Annotated in this window: 23 protein-coding genes; all 23 read left to right on the top strand. The window is 37.7% G+C overall.

From position 1 onward, the window contains the following. Positions 1-45: 45 nt before the first annotated feature. Entirely contained in the window at positions 46-1326 is a 1281-nt protein-coding gene (locus ACHZEU_RS22400) for a PBSX family phage terminase large subunit (protein WP_279495560.1), read from the top strand. An 8-nt stretch (positions 1327-1334) separates the two neighbouring features. Beyond that, positions 1335-2801: a phage portal protein gene (locus ACHZEU_RS22405; protein ID WP_404803780.1), complete on the top strand. Its 1467-nt coding sequence runs from the start codon at positions 1335-1337 to the stop codon at positions 2799-2801. 11 nt (positions 2802-2812) lie between these two features. After that, entirely contained in the window at positions 2813-3874 is a 1062-nt protein-coding gene (locus ACHZEU_RS22410) for a hypothetical protein (protein ID WP_404803781.1), read from the top strand. 6 nt (positions 3875-3880) lie between these two features. Then, entirely contained in the window at positions 3881-4171 is a 291-nt protein-coding gene (locus ACHZEU_RS22415; protein ID WP_404803782.1) for an ImmA/IrrE family metallo-endopeptidase, read from the top strand. Between the two features lie 104 nt (positions 4172-4275). Then, positions 4276-4893, top strand: a complete 618-nt coding sequence (locus tag ACHZEU_RS22420) for a DUF4355 domain-containing protein (protein ID WP_279495556.1) — start codon at positions 4276-4278, stop codon at positions 4891-4893. A gap of 15 nt (positions 4894-4908) precedes the next feature. Beyond that, positions 4909-5265, top strand: coding sequence for a hypothetical protein (locus tag ACHZEU_RS22425; RefSeq protein ID WP_279495555.1), 357 nt, complete (start codon positions 4909-4911; stop codon positions 5263-5265). Positions 5266-5279: 14 nt separating this feature from the next. After that, on the top strand, positions 5280-6317 hold the full coding sequence (locus ACHZEU_RS22430; protein ID WP_279495554.1) for a major capsid protein: 1038 nt from the start codon (positions 5280-5282) through the stop codon (positions 6315-6317). Between the two features lie 56 nt (positions 6318-6373). Then, positions 6374-6688 (top strand): hypothetical protein, encoded by a 315-nt coding sequence (locus ACHZEU_RS22435; protein WP_279495553.1) that lies wholly within the window; start codon positions 6374-6376, stop codon positions 6686-6688. 1 nt (position 6689) lies between these two features. Further along, entirely contained in the window at positions 6690-7025 is a 336-nt protein-coding gene (locus tag ACHZEU_RS22440; protein WP_279495551.1) for a hypothetical protein, read from the top strand. Further along, positions 7018-7332, top strand: coding sequence for a phage head closure protein (locus ACHZEU_RS22445; protein WP_279495550.1), 315 nt, complete (start codon positions 7018-7020; stop codon positions 7330-7332). Before ACHZEU_RS22440 ends, ACHZEU_RS22445 begins: the two co-directional genes overlap by 8 nt. Next, complete coding sequence (locus tag ACHZEU_RS22450) at positions 7332-7760, top strand: HK97 gp10 family phage protein (protein ID WP_279495549.1); 429 nt, start codon at positions 7332-7334, stop codon at positions 7758-7760. The genes ACHZEU_RS22445 and ACHZEU_RS22450 overlap by 1 nt, the downstream gene beginning before the upstream one ends. Positions 7761-7764: 4 nt before the next feature. Beyond that, entirely contained in the window at positions 7765-8184 is a 420-nt protein-coding gene (locus tag ACHZEU_RS22455) for a DUF3168 domain-containing protein (RefSeq protein WP_279495548.1), read from the top strand. A gap of 11 nt (positions 8185-8195) precedes the next feature. Beyond that, positions 8196-8948 (top strand): phage major tail protein, TP901-1 family, encoded by a 753-nt coding sequence (locus ACHZEU_RS22460; RefSeq protein WP_279495547.1) that lies wholly within the window; start codon positions 8196-8198, stop codon positions 8946-8948. A 62-nt stretch (positions 8949-9010) separates the two neighbouring features. Continuing rightward, on the top strand, positions 9011-9517 hold the full coding sequence (locus tag ACHZEU_RS22465) for a tail assembly chaperone (protein ID WP_279495546.1): 507 nt from the start codon (positions 9011-9013) through the stop codon (positions 9515-9517). A 50-nt stretch (positions 9518-9567) separates the two neighbouring features. Next, positions 9568-9870: a hypothetical protein gene (locus ACHZEU_RS22470; RefSeq protein ID WP_279495545.1), complete on the top strand. Its 303-nt coding sequence runs from the start codon at positions 9568-9570 to the stop codon at positions 9868-9870. Positions 9871-9885: 15 nt separating this feature from the next. After that, positions 9886-13959 carry a hypothetical protein gene (locus tag ACHZEU_RS22475; protein WP_404803783.1) on the top strand — a complete coding sequence of 1358 codons (4074 nt, stop codon included), beginning with the start codon at positions 9886-9888 and terminating at the stop codon, positions 13957-13959. Positions 13960-13966: 7 nt separating this feature from the next. Continuing rightward, the gene (locus ACHZEU_RS22480; RefSeq protein ID WP_404803784.1) at positions 13967-14863 is read left to right on the top strand and encodes a phage tail domain-containing protein; all 897 of its coding nucleotides are present in this window, start codon (positions 13967-13969) and stop codon (positions 14861-14863) included. A gap of 15 nt (positions 14864-14878) precedes the next feature. Continuing rightward, positions 14879-16954, top strand: coding sequence for a tail fiber protein (locus ACHZEU_RS22485; RefSeq protein WP_404803785.1), 2076 nt, complete (start codon positions 14879-14881; stop codon positions 16952-16954). Next, complete coding sequence (locus ACHZEU_RS22490) at positions 16911-17273, top strand: hypothetical protein (RefSeq protein WP_279495540.1); 363 nt, start codon at positions 16911-16913, stop codon at positions 17271-17273. The genes ACHZEU_RS22485 and ACHZEU_RS22490 overlap by 44 nt, the downstream gene beginning before the upstream one ends. After that, positions 17270-17461, top strand: coding sequence for a hypothetical protein (locus ACHZEU_RS22495; protein ID WP_279495539.1), 192 nt, complete (start codon positions 17270-17272; stop codon positions 17459-17461). The genes ACHZEU_RS22490 and ACHZEU_RS22495 overlap by 4 nt, the downstream gene beginning before the upstream one ends. 539 nt (positions 17462-18000) lie before the next feature. Beyond that, the gene (locus tag ACHZEU_RS22500) at positions 18001-19167 is read left to right on the top strand and encodes a hypothetical protein (protein WP_279495538.1); all 1167 of its coding nucleotides are present in this window, start codon (positions 18001-18003) and stop codon (positions 19165-19167) included. 20 nt (positions 19168-19187) lie between these two features. Continuing rightward, positions 19188-19502 carry a hypothetical protein gene (locus ACHZEU_RS22505; RefSeq protein ID WP_279495537.1) on the top strand — a complete coding sequence of 105 codons (315 nt, stop codon included), beginning with the start codon at positions 19188-19190 and terminating at the stop codon, positions 19500-19502. Beyond that, positions 19502-19660 carry a hypothetical protein gene (locus tag ACHZEU_RS22510; RefSeq protein ID WP_279495536.1) on the top strand — a complete coding sequence of 53 codons (159 nt, stop codon included), beginning with the start codon at positions 19502-19504 and terminating at the stop codon, positions 19658-19660. The genes ACHZEU_RS22505 and ACHZEU_RS22510 overlap by 1 nt, the downstream gene beginning before the upstream one ends. Positions 19661-19681 lie beyond the last annotated feature (21 nt).

The following is a 19681-nucleotide window of genomic DNA, read 5'->3' on the forward strand; positions in this document are numbered from 1 at the left end:
TTACAATATGCTATTCAGATCCTACGACCAGGAGTTGAGCAAGAAATGACACTTTCAGTCGAGAAGGAAGTGAATCCACATTTCGAAGATTTCCTTTTCGACTGGCGTTGTAAAGCTCAACTTCTTGTCGGTGGGTACGGTTCTTCGAAATCCTATCACGTAGCGTTGAAAATACTTTTAAAATTACTTGAAGAAAAACGTACAGCTCTTGTCGTTCGTGAAGTTTACGATACGCATAGAGACAGTACGTTTTCTTTGTTTACAGAAATTATTGAGGACTTAGGGCTATCGGGCAAGATAAAGACAAGTTCATCACCAATGACAGTGAAGTTTCCGAATGGTTCAAAGATAATCTTTCGAGGAATGGATAAACCTGAAAAACTAAAATCAATCAACAACATTTCTCTTATTTGGTTGGAGGAATGTAGTGAGATTAAATATGCAGGTTTTAAAGAGTTGCTAGGGCGCTTACGACACCCAACACTGGACCTGTTTATTATTCTCTCGACCAATCCAGTATCAAAAGGGAATTGGGTATACAAGCATTTCTTTAAGAACGAGCTGGAAGACTATTATGTCTTAGACGACGAGGAGTTATATAAGCTACGTACAGTCATAGTGAACAACACGTATTATCACCACTCAACAGCTGATGATAATTTGTTTTTACCAGGTAGCTACATTGAGCAGCTTGATGAAATGGCTTCGTATGACCCAGACCTTCACAGAATTGCTCGTAAAGGGCGTTTTGGAGTTAATGGAGTGTTAGTACTTCCTCAATTCGAAACAAAGCCGCATGACCAAGTGATGAATGAAATAGCACGCATAAGAAAGCCTCTGTATAAGAATGGCATGGATTTTGGATTTGTTGATTCTTACAATGCCATTTTGAGAATGGTAGTGGACCATGAAAACAAATGGTTATACATCTACTGGGAGTACTATAAGCGTGGATTAACTGATGATATTGTGGCGGATGAGTTAGCAGCAGAAGGGTTAAAGAAAGTTTTGATTAAAGCGGATAACGAGGATGCGAAAGCCATTGCATATTATCAACAAAGAGGTTTTAGAATGCTTTCATGTAAAAAGTTAAGAAGAATTGATAACACGCGCAAGATGAAACGATTCAAGCGTATCATTTGCTCAGAGGCATGCGTGAACACAATTCGAGAATTGAAAGAACTTACTTTCAAAAAGGATCCTAAAACAGATGAAATCATTGAAGATGAATTTAATATTGACCCACATACGTTTTCAGCGATGTGGTACGGACTCGATGATTACGAAGTAGCTAATGTTAAAGGAGCTAATGCTAAAAGAAAGTAGGTGAAAACATGGATGAGAAACTAACAATTCGTCAACAGATGGATGCTTTTAAAGCATACATACCTTACCTAGATGACCATGGCATCAACGAGACTATTCTTGCTCAAATAATCAACGAGCATAAGCCAATTAGGCGTGAAGTAGAAATGTTGCAGAAAAGGTATGACACAACAGATGTACCTATTATGAAGCGTCCAATCATAGAGCTTCCAATAGCTAGTGAAAATATGAAACGTATTGACCAGCTAATTAACAACAAGCTCAATAATGCCTTTGACGCAGATGTGGTTGACACGAAAGTTGGGTATTTCCTTGGGCATCCGATTAATTATGTAGTAGAAAAAGAATCACTAAACTTTAAAGTACTTACTGCTACAATTGATGAAATGCGTATACGTGAGAATATGCCTGCTAAGGACACGTCAACTGGAATACAGACATCTATCGCTGGCTATGGTGCTAGGTTAGTTTACTGGTCAGAGGACAACGGTAAACAGGTGCTACGAGTCTCAAATGTTAACCCAGCTGAGTGTATCTTCTTGTATCACGAAAACATGCATGAACCTTCTTACTCTATCCAGTATTACTCGACAATTCGTATAAAAGCTGATGGTACCAAAATGAAAGTGCAGGTAGCAGAGTTTCATGATAAGGAGAATACCTGGTTTTTTGAAAGTGGTTCAAGTGGTTTTGAGTTAGTAGATGTTATACCGCATTACTTGCTTAATCCTCCTCTGTTCGGTGTAGAGAACAATGATGCTTTACAAGGTGAAGCTTCTAAGATACTTGCCCTAGTAGATGCATATGACCGCACAATGAGTGATGCAAACAGCGAGGTAGAAGCTACTCGTTTGGCTATTCTTATTTTACGGAATATTGGTATGGATGATGAGGACATACAAGAGCTTAATAAATCAGGTGCACTTGAACTATGGGGTGCTGACTCAGATGTGAAGTACCTGACGAAAGATGTAAATGATTCGATGATTGAGCATTTACTAGACCGTCTTGATGAAAATATCACTCGTTTTGCAAAGAGTGTGAATTTCAACGATGAGGCTTTTGCTGGGAATATCAGTGGAATTGCAATGCGTTTCAAAATCTTTGCACTTGAGTTCAAAACAATCTTAGCAGAGCAACGTTTCCGAAGTGCTTTGACCTATCAGTTTAAATTGCTCTGTGCTGGATGGTCATTACTGAATATCTGTAGCCCCGATGACTATCTCAAAATTTGGTTTGGCTTCAAACGTAACCTACCATCAAACCTGAAAGAAGAGGCCGAGATTCAGTCGATTCTCCAAGGCAGGGTATCAGAACGAACACGCTTGTCGTTGTTCAGTCAAATTGATGATGTAGAGGCTGAACTGGAGGCCATGAAACAAGAGAAGGCCGAGTTCCAGGGAGAGTTTGAAGACTTGAAACGTAAGGACATTGAGGATTCAGATAAAAATGATGAGACAAATGAAGATGAATAGGTGGTGGCTACATGGACCAACTAGAAATCTTTGAAAGATTGCAAAAGATACTTGAAGAATACGAGAAATCTTTTGATAAGCATTACTCTCATTTGCAAAGCAGAATGGTTGAATGCCTACAGGAAGCTTATGAGAAGTATGGAAACAACCTATTAGAATATCGTAAATACAGCCGATTACAGGCTTTGGTAAAGCAATTTGATGGCATTTCTACAGCAGAGTATCAAAAGCTGTTAGAAGAAGCCTTAAAGATGCAGGAAGTGACGTTTAATATGACGTTTTTACTTTATACCTATCTGATTTACATGTACCTAAGTAACGAGGAAGGTAAGTTACTGAATATCACAAGTGCAGCAGCTGGCACAAGCGCAGCAGTTGCTATTATCTACTGGTTATTGAGGAATCGAAAAAGGTTACTTAAAGAATTTTTAAAAGAGTCAGAGTATGAAACTCTGCTCAGATTTAAAAAGCATAAAGATGATTATGTATATAGCGTCTTTATGGACACACAAGATAACCTGAAAGCAGAAGAAGAATTTTCGGCCACTTCTAAGCAAGCAAAAAAGCGTACTCAATCAGCCAGAAACAATGGAATTAAACGTCTTCAGGAGATGTTTAATAGTACGGTTAACTACGTACAAGAAATAGTATATGATGCTCTCAAAGACAAGGTAGACGGTGTTGAAAAGATGTGGATCTCAATGAGAGATATGCAGGTGAGACATGCACATCGAATTCTAGATAGCCAATTTGCAGATGAGGGAGGTTATTTCCATTATGCTGGAGATAGAGCGAAGCGACCAAAACTGTGGAAAGATCCTTCGATGAATTATGGCTGTCGTTGCAAAATAATCCTTCTTTTTGGTGGTCGAAATCCAAAGTTCAGTCGCATTTATGATTATCAAGATCCAGGATATCAAATAAAGATTGCTGAGCGTATTGATGAATTGCTACCTAATAAAACATATCTTCAGGCATTGAAGCAAGCCCAAGATGGAATTAAACCACCAAAACGGATTGTGCCGTACATTACGTTTGAGGACTGGCTTGAGCAATATGGAGAGAAAGGGTGATATAAAATGCCAATTCCACTACAAGTAAATGTTGCTGGTATTGACTATACAGTGCATTATCAAGAAGGTTTGCTTAAAACATATAATCTTATGGGACAGGTATTATATGCTGAATCCAGAATAGATATCGATTCTTCAATGAGTAAGACTAAAAAAGAACAAGTGTTTATACACGAATTAGTTCACGCTATGTTTAAAGAATCAGGGTATGAAGAGCAGGATGAAGATATGGTCAATCGATTAGCCATCATTTTATATCAAGTGCTAAGACAAAATGAATTGAAATTCAAGGCGTAGAAATACGGCTTTTTTGTTTTGTCTTTTTTAAGCATTTGAAGACATTAAAGAACAAATGACTAAGTGTTTCGCGGGCGAGAGTGTGCGAAGGACAGGAGGATAACATGCAAGTAAATTTTGAGACATTAAAAACATTGGTTGAAGCTGGTGATAAGTCGGCTTTTGAAAAACATATCTTTGAGAGTTTGGAAAAAGGTGACGTAGTTGTGGCAGCATCACACAATGCTCTAGTAAAAAGTGAACTAGATTCAGAGAAGGACAAGCATCACAATACAGCACTTCAAACATGGAAGGATAACAACCTTCAATCATTAATCGATGAGGAAGTTTCAAAGCGAAATCCGCAAGAGACTCCTGAACAAAAGACTATTCGTGAATTAAAAGAACGTCTTGATCAAAAAGAAAAATCAGAACAACGAGCAGCATTGAAAGAAGCAGCTCTTACTTATGCAACTGACAAAGGGTATGATGCAAAGTTTGCAACCAAGTGGATTGACAAATTACTTGGTGACGATGAAACAGTTACAAATACCACTTTGGATAATTTTAAAACGGATCTTGATGCCATTGTACAAGCCCAAGTAGAAGAAAAGCTTAAAGGTGCTAATCGTAATCCTGGTGGTGGATCAGGCGGCGGTGTAGATTTATCAACTGGTGCACGTGTAGCACAACAAAATCAGAATAAAAATGCTGAAGAACAACAAAAAGCGTTCTTCGGATAAGGAGGATAAGCAATTATGAAATTTAAAAAGACGGAATATACAACGCCTGTTGAGATTTTAAAATTTCCTGAACATCATGTATCAGTATCAGTGTATGTAGACGACACAGGCATTATAGCGAATGCAGAAGGAAAGAAAATTGTTCCTGCAGGTACGATTGTTGGTGGCGGTTTTTTAAATAACCGCACAGTAAAAGCAACGAAAGCAAATAGTGCTTCTGCTGAAGGCGTTCTACGTTATGACGTAGATGTGACGTATGGTCCTGCTAACGGAGCAGCAGTCATTCACGGCTTTGTTGACTTAAACAGATTACCTGAAGTACCAGCAGCTGAAGCAGTAACAGCGTTAAAACAAATTACATTCTTAAAATAATGGAGGTTTAAAGTATGCCAACTATCTTTGATTTAGTAACAGCGAAAAATACCAAGGATTACATTGAAAATTCCGAGCAAAAGGTTTATTTAGGAGCGTCTTTGTTTCCGAATGATAAACAACTAGGACTAGAATTATCTTATTTAAAGGGCCGTCATGGTGCACCAGTAGTTTTAAAAGCTGCAGCGTTTGATGCTAATGCTCCTGTTCGTCCACGTATTGGTGTTCAAAAAATCGAAACAGAAATGCCCTTCTTCCGAGAACAAATGAATGTGAAGGAGAAGGAGCGTCAACAAGTAAACACTCTTTTAGCTGGTGGTCAAACTCAATTGGCTGAAGCAGTGTTAAAGCATGTGTATGACGACCAGAAAGCACTTGTTGATGGAGCAAATGCTACAACTGAACGTATGCGTATGCAACTTCTTACAACAGGCAAAATTTCTATCGACAGCGGTGCTGAAGGTGCACAGTACGATTACGATTATGAGTTTGATCCATCACAATTTGAAGTGCTAACAGGCACTGACGTCTGGTCAGATCCAAATTCGACACCAATTCAAGATATCATGCGATGGATGCTAGCAATTAAATTAGCAAATGGAGCTCGAAGTATATTAAACAGTGTGACTTTATCCTATTTAGCTGCACATGAGTCTATTCGTAAGGATTTAAATCCACTAGGTGCATCAAATATCATTCTTACTGTGGATGATGTGAAGAACTATCTGGAGCGTAAATTAAAGTTAAAGATTGCAGTCTATGATGAAACGTATATAGATGAAGCTGGTGTTGAACAAAAGTTTGTACCAGATGGTGTGTTCACATTAATTCCACCAACAGGTACGCTAGGCAATACAGTGTATGGTACTACACCAGAAGAATCAGATCTAATGACAGGTGCTACAAAAGCTAATGTTGAGATCGTGAATACAGGAGTGGCTATCACTACTGTAAAACAAGAGCATCCAGTGAATGTTCAAACGATTGTTTCTGAAATTGTACTGCCATCATTCCCTGTTGCAGATAAAGTGTTTATTGCAACTGTTTTATAATCAAGCGACTTGATCATTAGTCGCTTTTTTCTATTTCTCAGAAAGGAGAGGTATGAATGAAATATTCAGTAGAGTTATTAAAAAATGCAAAGGTTCATGGTAACCCCCATAAAGCAGGTGAACTTGTGAACGTTGACAATGATTTACTTGAGGAATTAAAAGAGAAAGGTCTTGCTGGGGCTGTAGAGGAAGTTGCGGAAGAACAAAGATATTGGTTCTTAGCACCTTATGACAAAATTACAGAAAGCGATATCCGAAAAGATTTAGATACACTAGGAATTGATCATTCAGGAGCTAAAGACAAAAAAGCTGCTTATGCTCTTTTGGAAGCAGGTTATAATGCGTCCTTGGCCGAAACAGCAGGTGAATAGTATGTGGGATGTCACAGATGATGATGTGAAATATTATGCAACTTTAGGTCAAGTTAAAAAGCCAAATGTTGATTACTACAAAGCTATGTTACCGGTGTTGCTTGATAAAGTGAATGAGGATTATAATACCTGCTTCACACCTCAAAACATGCCACCAAATGTCAAATTGTTTTTGGCTAAAGCAGTCCCATTTTTCAGTGGAACCAGTGGATTAAAGTCAAGAAAAATGGGATCTGTTTCATACTCATTTGATTTTAATGATATGCCTGTAGCTATTACGGATTTATTAAAACGTTATAGAAAGGCGAGATTCCATGTTTTTCGACCCTATGGATGAGTTCCCTCATACTGTGATTATTAAAGAAGAAAAGCCAGTTCCAAACGGCTCTGGCGGTTCTACGAAGAAATGGGTTAAAACGGGTGAGCTTGACTGTTTTGTAGATACACCAACATCATCAAGATTAGTAGAGATGAAACAACTTGGCGTGTCATTCCATAGAGATATTTACTATCCATACGAGGATTCAATACCTTTAACAGCAAGAATTGAGTTTGAAGGTATCGAGTACACAGCTGCAGGTGATGCAGAGGACCAGGGCGGCATGCATGAAGTCATGCGTTTACCATTAAAGAGGGTGCAGTAATGGGTATCACAAAGCGAGGAAATAGACGAGTAGAGCGAGCTCTTAAAAAGTGGCAGGACGATATTATTGATGAAATAAAGCGTATTATCAGAAACACAACTCTGTTACTAGAAAAAGAGTTGAAAGCTAGAATGCCACATGAAACTGGTGAAATGGCTGATTCAATTATGGTGACATTTGATGCTGATGGGTATGGTGCAAAACTAGAAATCGGAGCTTTTTATGCAATCTACGTAAACTACGGAACAGGAATCTACGCACAAGGACCAGGAGGAAGTAGAGCAAAGAAAATCCCTTGGGTGTACTTCAATACACGGTGGGGCCGTTTCGTACTGACTCATGGACAACGAGCTCAGTTCTTCTGGGAACAGGCTGTAGATGAAGCAGCAGATTATTTTATTAAAGAATTTAGAAAGCTAGGGAAGTGACAATATGGCACTACCATTTTTAGAATTGCAAACGGCGGTGTATCAAAGGTTATCCAATGATGCATCGCTTTTAATTTTAGTCACCGGTGTATTCGATCATGTGACAGAGGATACACCATTTCCTTATGTGTACCTTGGAGAACCGTTATTGAACATTGACCGTGACGTAAAGGTCGAGGACATTGCTGAAGAAACAATAGCCATACATGTATATCACAATCAAGAAACAAGTGGTGAGTATGGCAATGCAAAAGTTTATGAAATCTTAGATGCTGTTCATGAGGCGCTTAAGTACAGAATTGAATTGCCGTCTTATGAAATTTTGCAAGTGACACCAAGAGAGCCACGTGTCTTTGATGACATCAACACTGTACAAAAACATGGTGTAATCACTTATAAATACAAACTATTAAAAACAAAATAGGAGGATCTACAATGGTAAAAATTATTATGGTACAACCTGTCGATAATGCTCTGGGTGCCGATGGTTTAGTGCCAGGTTTCCAAACAGATTATACACACAGTGTAGAACGTGACAATTCCACTGAATCTACAAAGATGGGTTCAATCTCAGCAATTGGTACCTTAACAGAAACAATGGAATTATCCATGTATGGCCGTAAAGGAGATGCAGGACAGAAAGCCATCTATCAAGCGATAAAGGATGGAAAAGAGCTAAAGGTGTGGGAAATTGAAACAGAAAAAAATGACGAAGGTACGCATGACGCGAAGTTTGCATATGCAGTTGTTGATTCGTTCGAAACTTCTAGTCCGCCTGAAGGTTTAGATGAATTGTCAGCATCTATGACAGTTCAAATTGAGTCAACAGAAGGCGCATTCATGGATTTACCGCCAGGCTTAATTAATTTTGCGAAATACGGATTCCAGAAGCCAGGTGACACTACAGGCGATTCAAAAAACATTGTCAACAGCACAAAGGTGACAGGAATTACGGTGACACCTGACACACTCACTTTAACACCAACAGATAAGCAGCAATTAAGTGTAGAGGTTACTCCTGCTAATGCTTCAAATCAATATGTCACATACACAACTTCTAATGCATCTGTTGCTACTGTATCACCTAATGGATTAGTTACAGCTGTAGCAGCTGGTACCACAACGATTACAGTGAAATCTAAAGATAATCCTACGATTACTACTACGGTAACTGTAGAAGTTAATTAAGACGGACTTAAGTTCGTCTTTTTCTTATTCAAAATTCAAATTAAAAGAAAGAAGGAATAAAAATGCCTACATTAACAATTAAAGACACAGATTACGATTTGAAATGTTCAATTATGCTGGATAAAGTACTAAACAAAGTGATTCCAGAAGAGAAATCAAAAGATAAAGATGTTCCTCAAAAGGAGAAAGTTTCAGGCGGTTTCTCAAGATTATTACCTCTATTGATTGAACAAGATTTTGAGGGGCTTTTGTATCTTTGGGAATCAGCAATTAAATTAGCAACAAAAAAACCACCAACGCAAGATGAAATTTTAACTGCTATTGACCAACGTATGGATGAAGAAAACGATGCAACAGCTCTATTTTCAGAAGTATTTGATGCTATTGATGAATCAGCTTTTTCTCGAAACGAGTTTGCGAAATTCAAGAAGAATATGCTGCTCGTAAAAGAGATGAAACGCAAAGACGAAGACGAGGAACAGAAGACAGCATTGATGTTGAAACGTCTGGCGGAGGGGTACAAGGAGATCACTGGACTAGAACTATTCGAGGAAAAAGCGAAGGCTTAACCTATGATGATTTTGAACGTAATTGTGCTAGATTCCTAGGGATATATGACATGCAACTGATTTACTCATGGACACCTAGGGAGTATCGCAATTTCTTGCAAGGTTCACAGTTAGCAAAAATCGATGAATTTGATCGAGCCATTCAAGCTGCTTGGGTGGCTGGCATTGTTTCTAAGCAAAAGAAATCTAAAGAACCGCCAGCCAAAAAATACTTTGATGCGGAAAAAGCACGTAATGAAATACTTTCAGGAACTAATAACACGAAACAAATTGAACTAGACTTCACGCTATATGATCAAATGCGCGAAGAGTTAAAAACATTTGATTGGGAGCTTGTAGAGAAGAAATCATAAAGAGGTGGTGAGTATATGCCAGTTGAGCGCTTTAAAGCCGAAGTTGATGCAGATATATTAGACTTCAAACGAAAAATGGCCGAAGTTGATAGGCAAATGCATGAACTTGCTACAGGTGTGTCAGTAGAGATTAATGCATCGATCAATGAGTTTATGCAGAAGGTGCAGCAAGTACAAGCACAATTGCAAAAGTTGGATGCGACTGAAGCAACTGTTGAAATTGAAGCGATGATCAATGATTTTATGCGTGATCTCTTACAAGTCAGAGCATTAGCACAAGATTTAGATGGTGAATCTATTCAAATAAAAGTATCGCTTGATATGGATGTGTTTTATACACAAATCCTAATGGTTCAAGCAGAGTTAGAAGCTTTGGGCAAACAATCAGTTGAAGTTGACGTTGACTTAAATATGCACAGTGGAGGAGCTGTCACAGATTTAACAACCATCGAGGCTTTGCTTACTGCTATACGTGATGTAACTATTGATATTAGAGCAGATATCAGTAATTTCATGGCAGGCGCAGCTATAGTTAATCACCAGGCAAATGCGTTAGATCGTAGAAATATTGTCATAAAGATTTGGGCTGACTACACTCGTGCAATGAAATCGTACGCCAATACTGTCCAAGCATTCGCTGAAGCTGGACAACAAATGATAGGTGGAGCCTTATTATCTTTGGTGCCTGCCCTGTCACAATTTTTATCCGTTCTTGTTGGTTTGATCGGCTCGTTGGGTGTCATGATTGGCGTGCTAGCAGGTCAATTGTTAATTATGGCTAGTGCGCTAGGAATAGCAGCGTTAGGTTTTGTGGGATTAGCTGCAGTAGCCATTCCTACAATCAAAGATTTGTTTGATGAGACCGCAAAGTTAAGCGCTGAGCAACAACGTGCAAAAGATTCATGGGACGGTTTTAAAGATACTTACGATGATTTAGTTAAAGCTACTGAACAACCTGTATTACAAACCTTTACGAGCGCTATGCAAGGGGCACAAAAAATACTTAAATCATTATCACCGATGATTGAATCTGTAGCACAAAGTGCAGCTAAAATGATGCAAGCTTTTGATAAATCTATCAACAGTCAACCGATTCAAAAGATTTTCGAAACGTTCAACAAATACGGTGCATCAATTTTTGAAAATGTAATTGCAGGTATCGGTCATCTGATAGCTGGGCTTGGTAGTTTAATAGCTGCTCTTGCACCTGCAGCTGAAGCTTGGTCCAAAAACTTCAATGGAATGATGCAATCCTTTGCATCCTGGGCCGATAAATTAAGTGAATCAGAAAGTTTTAAAACGTTTATAGACTATGTTCAAAAGTACATGCCCGTTATCTCATCTATTTTTGCGGACTTAACAATGGGGATTATCGCATTCTTTAGCGCATTTAGTGATATGGGCGGTAGCTTCATGACACGTCTTGCAGAGATGATGGAGAGCTTTAGAGCCTGGGCTGAAACATTAGGTGAAAATCAACAGTTCCAACAATTCCTTAACTTTATTCAAGAATCAACGCCAGCTGTATTAGCATTATTAGGCAATCTGTGGGATTTGATTATAAATCTAGGTATTGCATTCGCTCCAATTGGTGCCGCTGTTTTAGCTGCAGCTAACGCATTTCTACAATGGTTTAATAACTTACTAAAAACAAATGAAACTGCAGCTATGTTGATAGCAGCTCTGCCAGTGGTTTTAGGGGTCATTTCTGCTTTAGTACCTATAGTTATCTCTGTAGTATCGATTTTTGGTAACTTAGCAGCAGCTGTGTTACGTGTACTTCCAAACCTACAGAACTTTTCTAGTATTGTTGATAAAGTCAAAGATGCTGTTAAGTTGGCGTGGGATGTACTAGGGAAATTTGGAAGTAAACTTAGTTGGTTAGTTACGCCTGTAGGTTTAGTAGTAGCTGCTATAGCAGGATTTATTGCTATTTTAGTAACGGCCTATAACAAAGTAGAGTGGTTCCGCGACATTGTTAACGAGGCGTGGGCAAAGATAAGTGCCCGAACAAAAGAAGTTTACGGAAAAATCGCTAAAGATATTTCAGAGGCGCTATCAACTATAGTTGACTTCGGTAAAAAACAGCTCGCTAAGTTCCAAAGTTTCTGGGATGAACACGGAAAAGGCATCATGGAAATCGTGTCGAAAATTGGTGTTTTTGTTGTCACTGGAATATCACTTATGATGGATGGCATGCTTACAGCGACAAGCATTGGCTGGGCTGTTATAAAGGGCATTTTTAAAATTGCCTGGTCTGTAATTACTGGCATCATAGAGGCTGGAATTGCTTTAATTATTGGAATTCAAGAAGCTGGAATGGCAATTTTACAAGGCGATTGGTCGAAAGCTTGGAACGTCATACTTGAAACAGCTGCATCAATCGGTTCAATAATTGTTAAAACCTTCCAATCAATTATCGGTAGTGTGAAACAAGCTGGAGTTGATATCGTAAATGGACTTATTTCTGGTATCACCTCAATGTTCGGTTCTGTCGCAAAAGCACTTGGAAAACTAACTGATAAGATTCCAAAATGGGTGAAGGAAGCGCTTGGAATTCATAGCCCCAGTCGCGTCATGGCCGCAATATCGCGTTGGATTCCAGCTGGAATTGCTAAGGGAATATTAGACAACATCAACATTGCAAAATCAGCAATTCAAGAAATGGCTAATGCGATTGTTCCAGATTTCAGTAGTACTCTTAAAGCCTCACAGGGTTTATTAAAACAAATCAATGACATTAGTAAGAAATACGCCAAAGAGCATGCTGCAACACGCTACGATGAATTTGAAAAACTACTAAGTGACCAAAAGAAATGGTACAACATTAGTGCTAACTATGAAAAAGCCTACTGGGAAGATGTTGCGAAGCATCTAAAGGACGGTACAGCTGCTAAGCGAAAAGCATTAGAAAATGCTCAAGGTGCTTATCAACAAGTGTTAAAAGAGCAGTATGATCGTGAAATCAAGTTCATTGATGAAGCAACCAAGTATAACGCTCTTTCTTTGACAGATAGAATTCAAGCTTACCAACAATATATGAAACAATATAAGGTTGGTAGTGATGAGCAAATAGCGTATGAAGAAAAAATCTATGATGCTAAAAAAGAGCTGTATGATCAATTGAAGTCTTTATCTGATGACTACTTATCCAAAGTGCAAACTGTCTACGATAATCTAGCAAATGAAGAAAAGCGATTACGTGACGAGTGGCAACAAACGTATGATGCAAGAGTAGAAACACTGAAAAATACTTGGGGTCTTTTCGATAAAGTATCGCTTACTGACATGACTGATGTTGACTTATTGGGAAATTTACGAGGTCAAGTTGATACGATGCGCGGCTGGATGAATGATCTGTTTGAGCTTGAAGCCAGAGGGCTTGATTCTGCATTAATCGGTGAACTGCAACAAATGGGTGCCAAGTCTGCAGCTGAAATAGCAGCTTTAACAAGAATGACTGCTAGTGAATTAAATGAGTACCAGATGCTGTGGCAAACGAAATCAGAACTTGCTAAAAAACAAGCTACCAAAGAGTTAGAATCAGCACGACTCTCTATGGAAGAAGAGGTTAAAAAGCTAAATACCAATGCTGAAACAGAGTTGAAAAAGCTACAAAAATCATTTGAGTCTGAAGTCAAAAAGCTACGGTATGGGGCTGAAGGTGAATTTAACCTCATGTCTGCATCTCTTCCTAAAATTGGTGTACAAGCTATCCAAGGGCTTATCAATGGATTGAACTCTATGAAGGGTAAACTGCAATCAACAGCTAAAACAATGGCAAATAGCCTGAAAAATACACTTCAAACAACTCTTGATTTAGATGGTGCAAATGCAGTAACCAGAAATGCAGGAGCTTCTTTAGCTTCTTGGTTACAAAACGGTTCTATTCAAACAGCCTTTTCAGGTAACAGTTTTACAAGTGATACATCACAATACATTAATCAGGATCTCGTACAAGATATTGATTATGAGCAGCAACCAATAAGTGTAAATGTGCATTCAGAGTGGAACGGTGAAGAGGTTGAGTATTGGTTAGATGATCGAAGTGCTACTAATCTCCAACTAAAAACATTTAAGAAAGGGTGATGCCATAATGGCTATTTTAGAGACGATGGATGGTGAACGTCATAATTTAACTGATTATGGCGTCCCGATCTTGAAGGTTGCTCCAATTGATATCGTCTACAATTCAGAGAACATTAAAGGGCGACCAGGTAGAAATAGAACAGAGCGCTATCATGGTGTTAGAAAACTACAGTTAACGATGATACTGCAAGCTAAAGACCTTACTGACACAGAACTTTTAACGGATCAACTGGCCGACATTCTTGATGGTGATGAGGAATTTTATATTTATCAGCAACTAATGACGAGCAGTTATGGATTTGAAATGCCAGGGCAATCATCGTTTACTGGTGCATTAGATGCCGTTGAATGGACACCGCACATGTATAAACGCTGGAAAGTCGAACGTATTAATAATGATGCGATTGAGTGGAAAGGGCTAAAGGGTAAGCGAGTCATAGAGTTCGAGACAAGTGACTTACCTTATGGCGAAACGCCTTTTACATCGATGCAGCTACTTAATAAGGAGTGGGATTTAGATCAAATTGCTTGGGGATTAGGCTTTGATTGGGATGAAGATTCACCACAGTTCACATTTTCTAGTAACGATTTTATGGTGAGAAATCATGGTCAAGTTATCGTCAATCCACGTTACATGCCTTTAAGAATCGTGTTAAAAGGTTCATTTGCTAATTATGTACAAATAGAGAACCTTACAACAGGAGATGTATTCCGATACAGTGGAGCTCTTTCAACCAATGATACTCTTGTACTTGATGGTGTGAGCTATTTGAAAAACGGCCAACAAGTCACAGGTCAAACTAATAAAAAATTAATATCTCTAAAAAGAGGGGATAATCAATTCTCGATTAGTGGTGGCACCATCACTTCAATCAGTTTTGATTTTCCTTTTTATTTTAAGTAAAGGAGGTAGTCAAAGGTGTCAGAAAAATACCCTTTACAAGAAACGCTCTCACCTATTGATAAAAAAGGTCGCGACAGATTGAATGAGAACTGGACACGTATCATGGCTTACTTTGATCATGTGCAGTTACAAATTAAAGCACTAGCAGGCGGTCATGAAGTAGATGAATTAATTGCTCGTCTTGAGCAGGCTATTGCGAACGCTGAAACAGATTTACAAAATTATATTGCTCAAGTCGATTCAACTGTACAAGAAGCAATCAACGCTAACAATACAGCTACACAGGATGCAATAAATGCTAATAATCACGCACTACAAACAGCTCTCAACACAATTGGTGATGCTTTAACTGAGGTAAGTGGAGCAATACAGGCTACTGAAACTGCTACAAATAATGCGGTAGAGGCTAAAAATGCTGCTTTTCAAGCTACTCAAGATGCCCAAAATGCGATTAACTCAATGCAATCACTTATTGATAATTTTGATCCAAAAGGTACATGGTCATCTACAACTCAATACTATAAAAATAATCTAGCAGAGGTTGATGGTCGAACCTATATTGCTTTAAAAGATAATATCAATACACCTGTCACAGATAAAAGTACATGGGCTTTGTTTGCTGACAAAGGCGCTAAGGGCGATAAAGGGGAAAAAGGCGATACAGGTGCTGCATTAAGTATTTTAGATAAATTAACAGATGTTTCCCAATTGCCTACTGAAGGAAATGAAGGAGATGCTTACACTGTTAATGGAGAATTATACGTTTGGTCAGAGAATACGAATACATGGGTAAACGTGGGTAATATTAAAGGTGAAAAAGGGGAGAAAGGTGACACTGGAAAAGATGGATTATCAGCATATGAGGTTGCTGTAAATAACGGATATATTGGTACATCTGAAGAATGGTTAGCTTCACTTAAAGGAGTACGTGGAGAAATTGGTAAAATGACGAAGTACGAATACACTATTCCTGCTACAAGTGAAGGTCAAACAACTTTAGAAATTCCTCTATCTACCTTATCAGTAGACGATGATTTGCTTTTAGTATTGAATGGAATAGTCTTATATCCAGAAACCGACTACACTATCTCAGGAAGTATTGTGAGACTAAAACAACCTGTTCTAGATTATTTTAATTCTGCATTTTTTGTTAGAGTTTTAAAAAACATACCAAAAGATAGCGAAGTACCAACTACTGATGGTAGCTTATTAACTGATGGCAGTGTAGCTAAACAGAAATTAGAATTATCTTTACAGCAGGAGATCAATACTACTACTGAACATTCGGGACAAGATGTATTTTCTGAAAACGGTGCTCATGGTATACGTTATTTTAATGATAAATTAGAGTTTAAAGAGGATTCTAATTGGAATGAAATTGAGACTGGTAGTGTGACTAAACCATTTATAGGTGACTTGAATGATTTAGTTGAAAATGGACTTTATTCTGTTCCAGAAAACACACCTAATGTTCCTTCGAATTTTGGTAGTTGGTTGGTAGAAGTGAAAAAGTCTAGCGATGGTAGTTTTATCGTACAGACAGCCTATAGCGAGAATAACAACAATCTAGGAGAAAGCTCGTTCAAAAGAGTTGCAAAGAAAGATGTGTCTGGTAAGTATGTATGGGGAACTGTGGCTGCTGGCACATCTGGTTATTTAAATAACTGGATGATAGGTAATATTCGTTTGTCTGATTCAATTGATTCAGAAACACCTTTACAAGCTGCATCTCCTAAAGCTGTTAAGCAAGTGAATGATTTAAAAGCAAACAAAGTACAAGAAAATTTCATACAAGCAGTTTTAACTATGGGTACGCAAGATTCCACTTACCCTATTTCGTATTACAAAGACAGTCTAGGTAGAGTGCATGTGGAAGGTCAGGCAAGAGCAGATGCGTCAGGTATGATTGCTTTTACAATGCCTGTAGGGTACAGACCAGCCATAGCTACTCAGGTTGTAATACCTCAAACCACAAACCCTGTCGGTCTGAAAACTATGACACTACAAGTCAACGGTTATTTAATCGTTTCAGGAGGACTTACAGCTAGTGCGTTTGCATCATTCAAATTTAGTTACAGGGCAGGTGCTTAATTTGCGTAAGCGTAAACAGGTTTATGAATTAGATGAAAATATGTATTTAAAAGAAATATATATTGCTGAAATTAACGAACATGGGAATATTGTTGATGAAGATAAACAAGGTTTCATTATTGTAGATATTCCAAGTGGCTTGTTCAAATATAAATGGAATGGAGCAGAATGGATTGAAGGAGAAACTGAAGAAGAAAAAACTGAACGTGAAGCACTACAATTACTAGAGTCGTTAAAACCTACACTAGAAGAACTTGCTAATGCCGAACTAGAAATTAAAATGTTAACAATTCTTACAGAATTGGAGGTTATACAATGACAGAGGAACATCTTGAAGGATTGACACTTGTACAAAAACGTTTGGTAAAAGCTTATGCTACAAGTATCATGGGTGAAGTTCGGACGATTGAAGATGTTAAGCCAACTGAGTTGCAACATTATGTTGAATTAGAAATTGCAGAGCGAGAAATTATGGCATTAACCAATAATTCGGTTAATGCCATTTAGTTTAAATAAAGCATAGTATTCGATAAGAATAATATGTTTAAGATAAAATGCTTTTAACTTGTTGGCCACCGAAAAATAGGGTAGTTCCCATAATCGGCGTTATTATGAATACGAAAATGATTGTTCCAATCATAGTTATCGCTCCTTTTTTATAAATTTAATACTTGAGATTATAATACTATAGAATCTATATAATGTAAATATTTGGGTGAAAAACGGTGTTTTTATAAGGAGTTTGATATATAAATAAAGGTGGTGAAATTTTTGATATTAGATAAGGACTTAAAAACCCCTTAAACATATGTCATTTTCTGAAATTTTAACAAGCAAAGATGACTTTTTTCTTAAATAATAGTAAAAAAAATTTTATTTTTTTATTGTTCCATATTGTTCAGTGTTACGTAGCAATCATTATGACTATGTAAAACAAGAATTTTATTCAAATATCGTTACAATACTCCCCCTACTTCTTAATTGAGTTAGGGGATAAATTTATTTGAAGGATTAATAATCAAAGTAACTGAAAGTAGGAGATACAATTGGCAAGAAATCGTATTTCTAAAAATGAATTAAATGAGAATTTACAATTAGAGATTGAGGGATTTACTGAACATTTGGTACAAGATGTACTTTCTGAAAATGGCGCACATGGTATAAGGTACTTTAATGATAAGTTAGAGACTAAAAATGGTAATACTTGGTCAGAAATTGAAATCGGCAAAGCAAACGCTAGGGGTACTCAATCACTGAGTCCTTACCATGCAATAAGACGTTTTCCTGTATTCAATGGATGGGCAAATGACAGTACAGCAGAATCACTATGGTTGGTGTTTAAAGATATGACTTTAAACGGTCAATTACTTATCAGGGGAGCTGTACACAATGGTATTTCAACAACTAATGCAGGTGGATTTGAGTACTCGTTAAATGTTTTCAGGTTAGCAGGAGATACATCATCTTTAGCTAACCCTACAGAAATATTGTATCTAGGTTCATATGTTGCTGATAGGTTTGTGTTAGGTTCTCAGGTTGTTAAGCTTGCAACTAAACAGCCCGTAATTCCTATAACGAAGCGAAAAAGTAATGCTGCTATTTATTTAGAAATTGAATATCTAACAGGTGAAGGAAATGCCTTTGAAGCTTTAGATTCTATTGAATTTGAATTACAAGTACCTGAAGCTACGCCAAATGAGTCGCCTAAACAACAGTCGATTTTTACACATGTAGGTAATAGTAAACAGAATTTAGCAACCGCTATTACTGGTAAGGGTGTCGCTACCTCAGCAAATGCTACATTTGCTCAAATGGTTGCTAACATTGATGCTATTCCTGCAAAGCTAATGATGACAGGTACAAAATTATCACCATCAAATACGTATAGCTTTAAGTTTGCTAAAGGTACAGGTACGTTATTTCAACCTTATATATCCATTGAAGACATTCCATTTGCGCCCAAAATCATACGTGTTGTTTCAATGACGCTAACTGGTAATGGAGAAGAATACTCGTCACTGTATATAGCTGAGGATGAAGGTTTAGGAGTTAACTTATCTAGACATGTGACAGGGTACTTTGGAGGGGCAACTGCGACTGGTCAGGCTTCTTATTTGATGATAGCTAGTGTTACGAGTCTGAATGGTAAGTGGACAGTTATTATGCCAGTTCCAATAGCGTCTAGGTATTATAAGTATACAATTGTCGGTTAGATAAGGAGGGTGGTATTAATATGAACTTCTCAAGAGGAAATAGGATTTTCTTTGATTCTACAGGTAAGATTCTATGGCAAACAGGAGAGATATGGGAATCTACGCTTCCTGTGCAACATGAAGAAATAAAAGGAGAAATTCGATACGTGGACTTAGAAGTCAATTATTATGACTCGTTGAAACAGTATATTGCTTCAATTAATCCTGAAACAAAAGAACCTGTATTTGAGTATTTTTCCGAACCTGAACCGTCAAAGGAACAATTGAAAATAAATCAATTAGAAGAAGATATTCTTTTATTACAAACAGATGCACAAGTAGGAGGGATTTTATAATGATTAACCAAATTGTAGTGCGTATTGCAGCAGAGCGTATCATGAATGGCGGTTTAAATCCGAAGACCAATCAAGTTTATGTCATTGAAGATGTTACGAATGAGGATTATCGTGTTGCTGTTGAAGATTATATTTTAGCTAATACTGAAGGTATTTAATAGTTCCATATTGTACAGTAA

The organism is Lysinibacillus sp. S1 (genome assembly GCF_044986265.1).
Taxonomy (GTDB): Bacteria; Bacillota; Bacilli; order Bacillales_A; family Planococcaceae; genus Lysinibacillus; species Lysinibacillus capsici.

Bases quoted from the DNA above. Each gene is read 5' to 3' on its own strand.
- ACHZEU_RS22400 (WP_279495560.1), top strand. From the start codon at position 46: ATGACACTTTCAGTCGAGAAGGAAGTGAATCCACATTTCGAAGATTTC.
- ACHZEU_RS22405 (WP_404803780.1), top strand. From the start codon at position 1,335: ATGGATGAGAAACTAACAATTCGTCAACAGATGGATGCTTTTAAAGCA.
- ACHZEU_RS22410 (WP_404803781.1), top strand. From the start codon at position 2,813: ATGGACCAACTAGAAATCTTTGAAAGATTGCAAAAGATACTTGAAGAA.
- ACHZEU_RS22415 (WP_404803782.1), top strand. From the start codon at position 3,881: ATGCCAATTCCACTACAAGTAAATGTTGCTGGTATTGACTATACAGTG.
- ACHZEU_RS22420 (WP_279495556.1), top strand. From the start codon at position 4,276: ATGCAAGTAAATTTTGAGACATTAAAAACATTGGTTGAAGCTGGTGAT.
- ACHZEU_RS22425 (WP_279495555.1), top strand. From the start codon at position 4,909: ATGAAATTTAAAAAGACGGAATATACAACGCCTGTTGAGATTTTAAAA.
- ACHZEU_RS22430 (WP_279495554.1), top strand. From the start codon at position 5,280: ATGCCAACTATCTTTGATTTAGTAACAGCGAAAAATACCAAGGATTAC.
- ACHZEU_RS22435 (WP_279495553.1), top strand. From the start codon at position 6,374: ATGAAATATTCAGTAGAGTTATTAAAAAATGCAAAGGTTCATGGTAAC.
- ACHZEU_RS22440 (WP_279495551.1), top strand. From the start codon at position 6,690: ATGTGGGATGTCACAGATGATGATGTGAAATATTATGCAACTTTAGGT.
- ACHZEU_RS22445 (WP_279495550.1), top strand. From the start codon at position 7,018: ATGGATGAGTTCCCTCATACTGTGATTATTAAAGAAGAAAAGCCAGTT.
- ACHZEU_RS22450 (WP_279495549.1), top strand. From the start codon at position 7,332: ATGGGTATCACAAAGCGAGGAAATAGACGAGTAGAGCGAGCTCTTAAA.
- ACHZEU_RS22455 (WP_279495548.1), top strand. From the start codon at position 7,765: ATGGCACTACCATTTTTAGAATTGCAAACGGCGGTGTATCAAAGGTTA.
- ACHZEU_RS22460 (WP_279495547.1), top strand. From the start codon at position 8,196: ATGGTAAAAATTATTATGGTACAACCTGTCGATAATGCTCTGGGTGCC.
- ACHZEU_RS22465 (WP_279495546.1), top strand. From the start codon at position 9,011: ATGCCTACATTAACAATTAAAGACACAGATTACGATTTGAAATGTTCA.
- ACHZEU_RS22470 (WP_279495545.1), top strand. From the start codon at position 9,568: ATGCAACTGATTTACTCATGGACACCTAGGGAGTATCGCAATTTCTTG.
- ACHZEU_RS22475 (WP_404803783.1), top strand. From the start codon at position 9,886: ATGCCAGTTGAGCGCTTTAAAGCCGAAGTTGATGCAGATATATTAGAC.
- ACHZEU_RS22480 (WP_404803784.1), top strand. From the start codon at position 13,967: ATGGCTATTTTAGAGACGATGGATGGTGAACGTCATAATTTAACTGAT.
- ACHZEU_RS22495 (WP_279495539.1), top strand. From the start codon at position 17,270: ATGACAGAGGAACATCTTGAAGGATTGACACTTGTACAAAAACGTTTG.
- ACHZEU_RS22505 (WP_279495537.1), top strand. From the start codon at position 19,188: ATGAACTTCTCAAGAGGAAATAGGATTTTCTTTGATTCTACAGGTAAG.
- ACHZEU_RS22510 (WP_279495536.1), top strand. From the start codon at position 19,502: ATGATTAACCAAATTGTAGTGCGTATTGCAGCAGAGCGTATCATGAAT.